The 11,355-nt window shown below is 58.9% G+C and carries 9 protein-coding genes and 1 pseudogene; 5 read left to right on the top strand and 5 right to left on the bottom strand.

Annotation, left to right across the window (positions count from 1 at the left end):
* Positions 1-154 precede the first annotated feature (154 nt).
* Positions 155-1,672 (bottom strand): threonine synthase, encoded by a 1,518-nt coding sequence (gene thrC / locus I2D41_RS02945; RefSeq protein ID WP_195363490.1) that lies wholly within the window; start codon positions 1,670-1,672, stop codon positions 155-157.
* A gap of 104 nt (positions 1,673-1,776) precedes the next feature.
* Here thrC and I2D41_RS02950 point away from each other — a divergent pair, with 104 nt between their 5' ends.
* From I2D41_RS02950 to I2D41_RS02960, 3 genes are all read left to right on the top strand, one after another.
* Positions 1,777-3,165 carry an aspartate kinase gene (locus I2D41_RS02950; RefSeq protein ID WP_195363491.1) on the top strand — a complete coding sequence of 463 codons (1,389 nt, stop codon included), beginning with the start codon at positions 1,777-1,779 and terminating at the stop codon, positions 3,163-3,165.
* Positions 3,166-3,339: 174 nt separating this feature from the next.
* Entirely contained in the window at positions 3,340-4,365 is a 1,026-nt protein-coding gene (locus I2D41_RS02955) for an aspartate-semialdehyde dehydrogenase (protein ID WP_195363492.1), read from the top strand.
* 403 nt (positions 4,366-4,768) lie between these two features.
* On the top strand, positions 4,769-5,347 hold the full coding sequence (locus I2D41_RS02960; RefSeq protein WP_271741632.1) for a methylated-DNA--[protein]-cysteine S-methyltransferase: 579 nt from the start codon (positions 4,769-4,771) through the stop codon (positions 5,345-5,347).
* Between the two features lie 206 nt (positions 5,348-5,553).
* Here the strand turns inward: I2D41_RS02960 and I2D41_RS02965 are convergent, their stop codons facing one another.
* The 3 genes and pseudogenes from I2D41_RS02965 to I2D41_RS02975 form a co-directional block, all read right to left on the bottom strand.
* Positions 5,554-5,748 carry a chloride channel protein gene (locus tag I2D41_RS02965; RefSeq protein ID WP_195363493.1) on the bottom strand — a complete coding sequence of 65 codons (195 nt, stop codon included), beginning with the start codon at positions 5,746-5,748 and terminating at the stop codon, positions 5,554-5,556.
* A 35-nt stretch (positions 5,749-5,783) separates the two neighbouring features.
* Positions 5,784-6,128 (bottom strand): annotated as a pseudogene (locus I2D41_RS10210) (Abi family protein); the annotation flags it as partial.
* A 172-nt stretch (positions 6,129-6,300) separates the two neighbouring features.
* Positions 6,301-6,939, bottom strand: coding sequence for a GyrI-like domain-containing protein (locus tag I2D41_RS02975; protein ID WP_195361856.1), 639 nt, complete (start codon positions 6,937-6,939; stop codon positions 6,301-6,303).
* A 271-nt stretch (positions 6,940-7,210) separates the two neighbouring features.
* On the opposite strand from I2D41_RS02975, the gene I2D41_RS02980 reads away from it, so the two are divergent.
* Together I2D41_RS02980 and I2D41_RS02985 are read left to right on the top strand one after the other, a co-directional pair.
* A complete protein-coding gene (locus I2D41_RS02980; protein WP_117743716.1) occupies positions 7,211-7,912 on the top strand; it encodes an ABC transporter ATP-binding protein in 702 nt (233 codons plus the stop codon).
* 5 nt (positions 7,913-7,917) lie between these two features.
* Complete coding sequence (locus I2D41_RS02985; protein WP_229042071.1) at positions 7,918-10,683, top strand: FtsX-like permease family protein; 2,766 nt, start codon at positions 7,918-7,920, stop codon at positions 10,681-10,683.
* Between the two features lie 116 nt (positions 10,684-10,799).
* Here I2D41_RS02985 and I2D41_RS02990 read toward each other — a convergent pair whose 3' ends face one another.
* Positions 10,800-11,120: a multidrug transporter gene (locus I2D41_RS02990; protein WP_148331956.1), complete on the bottom strand. Its 321-nt coding sequence runs from the start codon at positions 11,118-11,120 to the stop codon at positions 10,800-10,802.
* Between the last annotated feature and the right edge of the window lie 235 nt (positions 11,121-11,355).

Here is an 11,355-nt window from a genome sequence, read left to right on the forward strand (position 1 = left end):
CTGCGCAAGACGGAAAGCACATTAAGTGCTTTCCTTTGCGTGCGGAACTCGCGACGAACTAAACAGCCAGGCACGCTATGCACGTTCGTCATCATCCCGGTAGGTATCTGATAAAAGAAGGTGCGCCGGCTTTCGCCGGCGCCTTATAAGGGGTTTAGTTGGTTGCTATCTTTTTTGCAGCCTGCTCTACGTAGCTGGCCATCTCATCGACGTCGCAGACGTCTTCGAAGCGGACGGGCTTGGACTCGAGCTCGGCTAGCTGGACCGGGGCAACCGTGTTGGTTGCCTGCTCGAGCACACGCATAGCCTCAAAATCATCCTCGGGAACATCGAGGCCCAGGGCGTCGCAGCAGGCGCGCGGGAACTTGTAGGGGCTGGCGGTCGAAAGCAGCACGCGAGCCTTAGCGCCCTCGGCGGGGGCGACCTGCTCAAAGACGTGATAGCCGCAGGCGGTGTGCGGGTCGATCACGTAGCCGTTGGCGTCCCAGCAGCTCTTGATGGCGGCGCGGACCTCGTCCTCGCTGGCCCAGCCGCAGCCAAACACGCTCTGAATCTTTGCCAGCAGGTCGGCGGGAACCTCATAGCGACCAGTCTGTGCCAGCTGCTCCATAAGGCCGGCAACGAGCTCGCAGTCGCCATCGGACAGGAAGTACAGCATGCGCTCCAGGTTGGAGCTGATGAGGATGTCCATCGACGGCGAGATGGTCGTGAAGAACGGACGGTTGCGGTCGTAGACGCCGGTGGTCAGGAAGTCAGCCAGAACGTTGTTCTTGTCGCTCGCGACGATGAGCTTGGCAACGGGCAGACCCATGCGCTTGGCGTAGTAGCCGGCCAGGATATCGCCAAAGTTGCCGGTCGGCACGCAGAACTCCACAGCATTGCCGGCCTCGATGGCACCGGCGCGCAGCAGCTGCGCATAGGCGGCAAAGTAGTAGACGACCTGCGGCACCAGGCGCCCGACGTTGATGGAGTTGGCGCTCGAAAGCACCGTGCCGGCGGCTTCAAGGCGCTCGGCCAGCTCCTTATCGGCAAAGATGCGCTTGACGGCGCTCTGGGCGTCGTCGAAGTTGCCGCGGATGCCGCAGACGGCGACGTTGCCGCCCTCCTGCGTGGACATCTGCAGATTCTGCACGCGGCTGACCTTGCCCTCGGGATAAAAGACGGTGATGCCCGTGCCCGGGGCGTCGGCAAAACCGGCAAGTGCGGCCTTGCCGGTGTCGCCCGACGTGGCGGTGACGATCATGATGCGCTCGGCGCCGCCGTCCTTGGCGGAAGTGCGGGCCATCAAGCGGGGGAGCATCTGCAGGGCGACGTCCTTAAAGGCGCTCGTGGGGCCGCCAAAGAGCTCCATCACATAGGTCTGAGGGGCGTCAGCGCCCGGCGCAGCGTCGAGTTTGACGAGCGGCGTAACCTCTTCACTCGCGAACGTGCCGCGGTATGCCTCGTCGACACACGCCGAAATTTCTTCGGTCGTGTAATCATTCAGTAACATTCCCAACACATCTTGAGCGATTTCAAAGTACGATTTATCTGCAAGCGAGCTGATATCGACCTGCTGGGTGCCGAGCTCGTCCGAGACAAACAGACCCCCGTCGGGAGCGATGCCGGTGCGGATTGCCACCTTACTTGAGCACGATAAAGTGCGTCCTCGTGTACTATGATAAGTTCCCATATAACACTGCTCCTCGGATGCCTTGGTCCCAATCGGTGAAACCATGGTATCAGAGCGCGCAAAATAGGTTCGCAGAGGCTTTTTAGAAAGGTAACCTCCAGCCCATGATTAAGATTGCCAAGTTTGGCGGCTCGTCGGTCGCCGACGCCGAACACTTTAAGAAGATCAAGGCCATCGTCGATGCCGACCCGGCTCGCCGTTTTGTGGTGGTTTCCGCCTGCGGTCGCCGCTTTAAGGGCGACACCAAGGTGACCGACCTGCTCTACCTGGTTAACGCGCACGTTAAGTACCACGTGTCGTGCGAGGAGCTGCTCGAGGACATCGGCCAGCGCTACTTTGATATTGCCGACGAGCTGGAGCTCACCTATCCCATCCGTGAGGAGTTCGCAGCTTTTGCCGAGCGCGCCCGCTCGGGCGGTTACTCCACCGAGGAGCTCGTGAGCCGCGGCGAGTACTTCACCGCTCGCCTTATGGCTGAGTACCTGGGCCTACCGTTCCTGGACGCCGCGACGGTTGTGGCGTTCCATCACGACGGTACGCTCAGCATGAACCGCACCTCCGAGCTGGTGCAAGAGTACGGTCAGCAGGGCGGCTTCGTTATGCCTGGCTTCTACGGCGCGACGCGCGAGGGCCAGATCAAGCTGCTCGACCGTGGCGGCGGCGACATTTCCGGCTCGATCCTGGCCAAGTGCCTAGGCGCCGACCTGTACGAGAACTGGACCGACGTTTCGGGCTTCTATTCTGCCGATCCTCGCATTGTGCCCGAGGCTCAGCCCATTGCGCGCGTTACCTACGAGGAGCTGCGCGAGCTTTCGTACATGGGCGCAAGCGTCCTGCACGAGGAGGCCGTGTTCCCTGTGCGTGAGGCGGGTATTCCGCTGGTCATCAAGAACACCAATGCGCCGCAGGACCCCGGCACCATCATTAGCGAGACGGCTGATGAGGGCGAGGCGGAGCCCATCATTACCGGCGTGACCGGCAAGCGCGGCTTTGTCGCCATCAACGTCGCCCGCGACCGCACCAAGCCCCGTGTTGGCTTTATGCGCCGTGCGCTTTCGGTGTTCGAACGCTATGACGTCTCCGTCGAGCACATGCCCACCGGTGTCGACCGCTTTGGCGCCGTGGTGCAGGAGCAGGATGTGCACGACTCGCTGTACTCACTCGTGGGCGACATTCAGCAGGAGGTCGAGCCGCTCGAGATCGAGGTTGTCGAGGGCTTGGCGCTCATCGCTACCGTTGGCCGTAACCTGCGCGGCCGCGCAGGTATCTCGGGCCACCTGTTTGGCATGCTTGGCCAGGCCGGCGTGAGCGTGCGTATGATTTCGCAGAGCTGCGACGAGATCAATATCATTATCGGTGTCGAGGAGAAAGACTTCGACCTGGCGATTCAGACCATTTACCGTGCCTTCTCCGACGAAAACGGCATTGTGAAGGTCTCCGATCTGGAGGCTCCCGCACCGGTCGATTCCGCCCTGGCCGCGCTCAAAAAGTAGCTGCCATCCCGTTGATTTTTTGGGACATGTCTCATAAATCTACGGCGGGGCGTTTCGTTTCGGTTTCGTTTCGACGGGGCGGGTTTCGTGTCCGCCCCGTTCTTGTATACACTGGCAACAATAATCGGCCTGCTCGGCGTGCGGGCAAAAGCCACAACCTTTAAAGGGGGAAGCATGAAACAGTACACGGTTGCTATTTTGGGCGCGACGGGAGCCGTGGGCACCCAGATGCTCGAGTGCCTCAACGAGCAGGAGTTTCCGGTCGGTAAGCTCAAGCTGCTGGCGAGCGCACGCTCTGCGGGCAAGACCGTCGAGTTCCGCGGCGAGCAGATCGTGATCGAAGAGGCTTGCCCCGAGGCCTTTGAGGGCTGTGACATTGTGCTTGGTGCCGCCGGCGACGATATCGCGAAGGAACTGCTGCCCGAGGCCGTCAAGCGCGGCGCCGTCGTAGTCGACAACAGCCATGCCTTCCGCATGGACCCCGAGGTGCCGCTGGTCGTGCCCGAGATCAATGCCGACGATATCAAGTGGCATCACGGCCTTATCGCCAATCCCAACTGCGCGACCATCATCGGCCTGGTTCCCACGTGGCCGCTGCACCAGCTCGCCGGCGTGAAGCGTATGATCGTGTCCACGTATCAGGCAGCTTCGGGCGCCGGTGCCCCCGGTATGGCCGAGCTCGAGGCTCAGCTGGCTGCCCTGGGCCGTGGCGAGGAGATTCCCGAGCCGCGCGCCTTTGCCGCTCAGCTGGCGAGCAACCTGATCCCGCAGATTGGCGGCGTCAAGGAGGAGGGCTTTACTTCCGAGGAAATGAAGCTGCAAAACGAGGGTCGCAAGATTATGCACCTGCCCGAGCTGCGCGTGAACTGCACCTGCGTGCGTGTGCCCGTGCTGCGCTCGCACTCCGAGAGCATTACGCTCGAGTTTGAGCGCGACATCACGGTGGAAGAGGCTCGTGCCGCGCTGTCTGCCGCTCTGGGTGTGAAGCTGGTTGACGACATGAGCGCCGAGGATGCACACGATCGCTTCCCCATGCCGATGGACACCTCCGACCAGGACCTGATCTGGGTCGGTCGCGTGCGCCGCGACATCTCGAACCCCGAGGCTGCGCGCGGCATCACTTTCTGGTGCTGCGGCGACCAAATCCGTAAGGGCGCGGCAACCAACGCCGTCCAGATCGCTAAGCTGCTCTGCGAGTAAGTTGACCTGTCCGGCGGGGGCCGGGCTTAGTTTTCAGAACGTCCTCGACCATGTGTGGCGCCTTGTCCTGCTCCTTCGGAGCCGCGGACAAGGCGCCACACTGGTTTGCGGAGTGTTCTGAGAGCTAAGCCCGGCCCCCGCCTGCGGTGACTCGGCTGCGAGCAGTCTGCGATGGGGCCGTTGTTGGTTGGGGCCGCTGGGCTGATGTGGGGGCGCGTGGTTGTTGCGGGCCCTGGTCCCGGCGGCGGCCTCGGCGCTTCACGCCTGCCTCCTTGGGGGACTGTGGAGCGCGGATCGCAGCTGCGGCGCGTTGCGCCTGCTGCCTTGGGCAACTTTGGGGTCGATTGAGGTTGTCTGCACAATTCGCGGTATTATGTTTGCGGAGTTTTGAAAGGAGCCGCTGGTGGTCACGACGACGTTTGCTTCGCCTTTGGGCGAAATCCTGCTTGCCGCTGATGGCCGCGGTTTGACGGGGCTTTGGTTTGAGGGGCAGGAGCACTTTGGCTCCACGCTTCTCAAAGAAGATCCCGAACATGTTGAAGGCGCCGATGCGGTTTCTGGTGCTGGCGGCATGTCTTCGGTGAATCCGACAAACGGTGTGGCTTCTTCGGTACTTGAGCGTTCTTGGGCTTGGTTGAATGCTTATTTTGCGGGGCAGGAGCCTCGGTTTACGCCGCCGTTGCATATGATTGGTACGGCGTTTCAGCGCGAGGTTTGGTTTGAGCTGCTTTCTATCCCGCGTGGCGAGGTCGCTACGTATGGTGAGATCGCCCAGCGTGTTGCGGCTCGACATCGTGTACCGGGAAACGAAGCACCTGTTGTGTCTCCCCGTGCCGTGGGGGCCGCGGTCGCGCGGAATCCTATTTCGATCATTGTGCCGTGCCATCGCGTGGTTGCCGCCGACGGCTCGCTTAACGGATATGCCGGCGGGCTTGACCGCAAGGAGTGGCTGCTTCGGCTCGAGGGCGCGTACGAGGAATAACGTTCGAGCACTTTGCATAGCCAAGATGCCGTGAAAGAACGGGACATGCTTTCCGAATGGAGGCTCAGACGGAAACTACGTCCCGGAATTCCGTTTTAAAGCGGGATGCGCTTTCCGAATGGCGTTCCAAGCGGAAACCGTGTCCCGGAATACAGCCTCAGAGTGGGACACCGTTTCCGGCTGAGACCACCTGCCTGGACATCGATCTACGCCCGCTCCTGCAGGGCGTAGATGGACTTATCCATGTTGAACAGGTAAGCCACAACGCAGACAATAATGAACATCGGCAAGTTACCAAAGCCGAAGACTTCGCAGCCAATAAGGATGGGTGCGAGCAGCGTATTGGTGGCGCTGCCAAAGACGGCTGCGTAGCCCAGTGCGGCGCAGGGCTCGACGGGCATGCCGAGTTGAGCCTCGTTATGGCGACATCTGGGTAACAGAAAGGCCCGCGTTCCTCAGAGGCAAGATAGGCAATTCTGCTTCTGAGGTAGATCTCAATTCTGCCGACCGCACTGCCGACCGCATCAAACATTAACTGCCGGAGGGCTCGGTCAAATTCATACGTGTAGATGATGGTTTCGAATGTTGTGCCTTCGCGAAAGATGGTAATCCCGGACTTGCATTTGGTTTTGTAGGGAAACCAGTAGGCCGACAGTCTGTAGTGGTTGGCTTCGACCAAAGCTCGCTCGAGTTCGCTTTGATCAGAGCACTTAAGACCCTTGTTTTCTGTCAATAGTGCTATTTGTTCGTTGATGGATATCCGCGACTTCTGGTATTTCATTAAGCCTCTTGATAGAAAAAGAGCTGGAGTTGCGCATCGTTGAGAGGCTTTCCAACTTTAGCAAAACAAACTTATAAGATGCGACGCGGGCCGCGTCAAGATAATTACCGGACGGCCTAGGAGGCGGCTGGTTGGCTGGCTTAAAACCCAGCGCGTGAAATGACGCTCCACGCTATTCAGCGCGCTTGATAGGATGACGAACCACAGTCTTAAGTTTCTCCGGCGCACACTTGCGTGGATCGGAAAGATAGATTTCGTGATGTAAACGGGTGTCTGAGAAGTCGGGGACATAGCCCTGCTCGGTCGCATATTCATGCATGGCGTCTACGGTTGCCGGCTCGCTGTCGTAGGGTCCGGTATGCATGCATTGAACGCAGAGACCCTCGTCAACTTTAAGCAGCTCGACGGCAGAAAAGTCCAGTTTCTTTTTGGCCGTGGCTTCCGCGACCGCCCAGTCAAAGTCATCCTGAGTGACGAAATCGGGCAGGCGGATGCACGAGATAAAGTTGAAATCGTCCTTGCGTACATAATCGATGTCGCCGCTCGGGGAGTCTTGCCACCAGAAGCCCTCGAGCGGCGGTACCACAAAGTCGAAATAGCCCTCGATACTCCTTGAGCCTTTCTTTGACATCTTGACGGTATAGGCGATGCCGTAAAGCAGCGGCAGGGCATTTTGATACTCGCCACCTTCGGTATTTGGGTCGCCCTTTCCGCGAACGGCAACGTAGCTCATAGGCGGGACAGTTACGATACTCGGCTTGCTCGCAGGTCTGTAGAGCTCCTTGCATTCCTTCTTAAAGTCGAACGCCATGTTGGCCGCCTTTCTGCGTATTGGCCTGCTTAGATAGCTGAATCATATCATAGAAACGAACAGCTGTTCGAATGATTTGGCTGACAGATTGAGATGCGTGCGTTGTGTTTGGCGGTCGGCCTGACCCCATCGATGATTTCTCTGCCTCCCCGGCGCCTCATCTATAGCCGCCGTTTCCCCATATAGAACCTGCCAAAATAAACCCGTCCCTTTTTAGTCGGTGCGAAATGGGTAATACTAAAGAGTTATCCGACCAGATGGGAACCGATCGATGGCTTATATCGAATTCAAAGACGTCATCAAGGCATACGGCGAGGGCGACGCCCGCATTCACGCACTCGACGGCGCGAGCTTTACGGTCGAGCGCGGCGAGCTCGCCATCATTTTGGGTGCTTCGGGTGCCGGCAAGACCACGGCGCTCAACATTCTGGGCGGCATGGATACGGCGACTTCCGGCACCGTGACGGTGGACGGGCGCGATGTGAGCTCCGCTAACGAGGCGCAGCTCGTGGAATACCGCCGCGCCGACGTCGGCTTTGTCTTTCAGTTCTACAATCTGGTCCCCAACCTGACGGCGCTCGAAAATGTTGAGCTTGCGGCGCAAATCTGCCCTGATTCGCTCGATGCCGAGCAAACGCTTTGCCAGGTTGGCTTGGGTGAGCGCCTCGCCAACTTCCCCGCGCAGCTTTCGGGCGGCGAGCAGCAGCGCGTGTCCATTGCCCGCGCACTGGCAAAGAACCCCAAGCTGCTTTTGTGCGACGAGCCCACGGGCGCACTTGACTATAAAACCGGCAAGCAGATCTTGCAGCTGCTGCAGGACACTTGCCGCAAGCAGGGCATTACGGTCATCATCATCACCCACAACTCCGCGCTGGCGCCCATGGCCGATCGCCTGATCCGCTTTAAGAGCGGCCGCGTGGAGAGCGAGACGGTTCAGCAAAATCCCGTGCCTATCGAGACGATCGAGTGGTAGCGCCCATGGACCAGGACCGCCAAAACAGCCAGAACCACGATGCGCAGCACGTGAGTCGCGACCAGGAGTTTACGACCTACCGCACCGCCCAAAGCTCAAACGACATGGTGCCGACGGTGTTTCGCCGTGGCATCTATCGCACAATCCGAGGCAGTCTTAAGCGCTTCCTATCTATCGTGGTCATCACCGCGCTCGGCGTGAGTGTGATGTGCGGTCTTAAGGCGGGCTGCGAGGATCTGTGCGATTCGGTCGACGCCTACTTTGACCAGCAGAATGTCTACGATATCAACGTCCAGTCGACTTATGGCCTGACTGACGATGATCTCGACGCCATCCAAGAGGTCGATGGCGTCGAAACGGCCGAGGGCATCTACACCGAGACCGCCTACACCGCCGTGAGCACAACGCGCGAGCGCGTGGTCGTGCAAAGTCTCTCCAAGGAGAACATCGATCAGCCGGTGCTCGTGAACGGCGATTTGCCCGAGAGCGCCGATGAGGTCGCGGTGACTTCGAAGTTCCTGAAGGCTTCGGGCAAAAAGCTCGGCGATACGGTGAGTTTTGCCGCCAATGACGCGAGCTCGTCCAATCAAAGCGCCAAGGACCAGTTTGCCGCGGGCGATTACACCATTACGGCCGAGGTCCTCGACCCCACTGATGTAAGTTCTGACTCGACAGTCAACGCCTTTCGCGCTGCTTCGGCGGCGGACTATAAGTTCTATGTGAGCGAGGATGCCGCGACATCTTCTTCCTACTCCGCGGTCCACGTGATCGTCGAGGGAGCCAAGAGCCTCAACTCCTATTCGGATTCCTACGCGGCAAAGATCAATGAGGTCAAGGGCAATATCGAGAAGATCCGCGAGGAGCGTGAGAAGGCGCGCGCTCAGGAACTGACGGTCGACACGCCGGCAAGCTTGGATGCGGCCGAGCGCCAGGCGAATATGCTCTTTGGGATTGAGCAGGACAACATCAATCGCATGGCCGAGGGCAGCGACGAGTGTGCGCAGGCGCAAGCCGACCTGGACCAGCGCCGTGCCGCCGCCGACCAGCAGTTTGCCGATGCCCGCGCCGAGCTCTCTGACCTTGGTGAATGCACCTGGTACATCCAGGACCGCGGCAATATCGCAAGCTACTCGAGCGTGGAGAGCGATAGCTCGTCAATTGAGGCCATCGCCACGGTGTTCCCGTTCATCTTCTTTATCGTCGCCGTGCTCATCAGCCTTACCACCGCCACGCGTATGGTCGAGGAGGAGCGCACGCTCATCGGCCTGTATAAGGCACTCGGTTATTCGCGCGGACGCATCCTGTCCAAATACGTGGACTATGCGCTGTGGGCTTGTCTGATCGGCGGCGTGCTCGGCAACATCATCGGATTTGTGGGCCTGCCGCTGTTCCTGTTTACGGTGTTCGACGACATGTACTCGCTGCCCCAGATGCTACTTTCGTACGACATCGTGTCCTCGATCGTTTCGGTGGCGCTGTTTGCCGTGGGCGTGGTGGGCGCCACGATTATCGCCTGCCGCCACGAGATGGCCGAGACCCCTGCCTCGCTCATGCGCCCCAAGGCGCCGCGTGCCGGCTCACGCATTCTGCTCGAGCGTATCGGATTTATCTGGCGCCGCATGGGCTTTTTGAACAAGGTGGCAGCGCGTAACCTGTTCCGCTACAAAAAGCGCGCCTTTATGACCATCTTCGGCATCGCCGGCTGCACGGCGCTCGTGATCTGCGGCATGGGCATTCGTGATACGTCGGTCGCGCTTTCGCCCAAGCAGTACGGCCACATCACACGCTACGACCTGCTGGCGGTTGCCAATCCCGACGATTTTTCGCAGACGTGCGCGGCGCTCGACGAGCGAAGCGCGGTCAAGGATTCCGGTGTGACCGTAACTTCGACGCTGCCGATCATGACCGACAACGTCACCTTTACATTCGGCGGAAAGAGCGAGACCGTGCAGCTGATCGTGGTGCCCGATGACCGCACGAACGATCTGGACGACTATGTTCGCCTTGAGGATGAGTCCAAAGAGCCACTGTCTTTGCGTGACGGAGACGTGTATCTGAGTAAGAGTTCACAGCTGGTGCTGGGGATTCAACCGGGCGATACGGCGCACGTCCAGGATTCGTCACTCAACGTCGCCAAGGTCAAGGTCAGCGACATTTCGCTTAACTATCTGGGCAACACGCTTTACATGACGCAGAGCACCTATGAGCGCGCGTTTGGGCGCAGCGTTCGCCTCAATGGCATCTTTGCGCTGCTCAAGGGTTCGTCGGCCGACCAGATTGCGTTTAGCAAGAAGCTTAAGAGTGACGGCTGGCTTTCGATTTCGAGCACGGCCGAGCATTGGGAGAACTTTGAGGCGAACTTCACTATTATCAATTCCGTCGTGGTGCTCGTGACCTTTATGGCGGCATGCCTGTCGTTTGTGGTGGTGTTTACGCTGTCCAACACGAATATTTCCGAGCGCGAACGCGAGCTGGCGACCATCAAGGTGCTGGGCTTCCGCCGTGGCGAGGTGCACCATTACGTCAACAAGGAGACGTTGATCCTCACGGCGATCGGCGCTGCGCTGGGCGTGCCGCTGGGTGGCTTGCTGGCCGAGAGCTTTACCTACATTTTGCAGATGCCGTCGCTGTACTTTGACGTCGAGGTCGAGCCGCTAAGCTACGTGCTTGCCGTGGTGCTTTCCTTTGGCTTTACGTTTATCGTCAACCTCGCCACCAATCGTACCCTCAACAAGATCGACATGGTCGGCGCCCTCAAGAGTGCCGAGTAACCTGCCAAAAAGGGACAGGTTTATTTTGACAGGTTTTATCTGGGCAAACGCCGGACAACCATTAGGTGGCCCGGCGTTCGTCCCGTTTTGCTGGGGATGTTTGTCGTTCGGTGCTCTTACTGGCCAATCCAGTGTTGCGCATAGCTCTTAATGTCCTCGGTAAAACCGTCAAGGTCGTCAAGAGTGATCACGCTGTCGATAAGCAAATTGGCTATCTCGCGGTGCATTGTGCTGCGGCGAATGTCGTTTGCAATTACGCCTGAGGACAGCTTATCTCTATTGAGGCGCTCTTCTAGTGCCCAAAATCTACTGGACGCTTCGCTGTCGCCGTTCAGCATCTCAACGTACTGGCCAATGAGCTTTTCCATATAACGTTCTTGCCATTGGGGAAGCATTTTCTTAAACAGCTTCCAGTCGCTTTCGGCTACGTCGCGCATATGTCCTCCGCTCGCTAAACGGGCTTTTCCATTTGCCTTTCATTCTATTTGGTTTTCGTTCGCGGGCGTGGATGAGAGGCTCTCTTTAGCCTTCGAGATTGGGCCTGAATGGGTCGTATGCCACAAAACGGGCCTATCTACTACGTTTAATTGGATACCCTCAACCATGCCGGGAAAACGAAAAATAAAACCGACGCTCCTATAAGTTGTCAAGAGGCAGTTTGCGGGAGCGTTC

Source organism: Collinsella aerofaciens (assembly GCF_015552075.1).
GTDB classification, from domain to species: domain Bacteria; phylum Actinomycetota; class Coriobacteriia; order Coriobacteriales; family Coriobacteriaceae; genus Collinsella; species Collinsella aerofaciens_Y.

Excerpts from the sequence above, each read along its gene's own strand:
- thrC (WP_195363490.1), bottom strand. The coding sequence starts at position 1,672 with ATGGGAACTTATCATAGTACACGAGGACGCACTTTATCGTGCTCAAGT.
- I2D41_RS02950 (WP_195363491.1), top strand. The coding sequence starts at position 1,777 with ATGATTAAGATTGCCAAGTTTGGCGGCTCGTCGGTCGCCGACGCCGAA.
- I2D41_RS02955 (WP_195363492.1), top strand. The coding sequence starts at position 3,340 with ATGAAACAGTACACGGTTGCTATTTTGGGCGCGACGGGAGCCGTGGGC.
- I2D41_RS02965 (WP_195363493.1), bottom strand. The coding sequence starts at position 5,748 with ATGCCCGTCGAGCCCTGCGCCGCACTGGGCTACGCAGCCGTCTTTGGC.
- I2D41_RS02975 (WP_195361856.1), bottom strand. The coding sequence starts at position 6,939 with ATGGCGTTCGACTTTAAGAAGGAATGCAAGGAGCTCTACAGACCTGCG.
- I2D41_RS02980 (WP_117743716.1), top strand. The coding sequence starts at position 7,211 with ATGGCTTATATCGAATTCAAAGACGTCATCAAGGCATACGGCGAGGGC.
- I2D41_RS02985 (WP_229042071.1), top strand. The coding sequence starts at position 7,918 with ATGGACCAGGACCGCCAAAACAGCCAGAACCACGATGCGCAGCACGTG.
- I2D41_RS02990 (WP_148331956.1), bottom strand. The coding sequence starts at position 11,120 with ATGCGCGACGTAGCCGAAAGCGACTGGAAGCTGTTTAAGAAAATGCTT.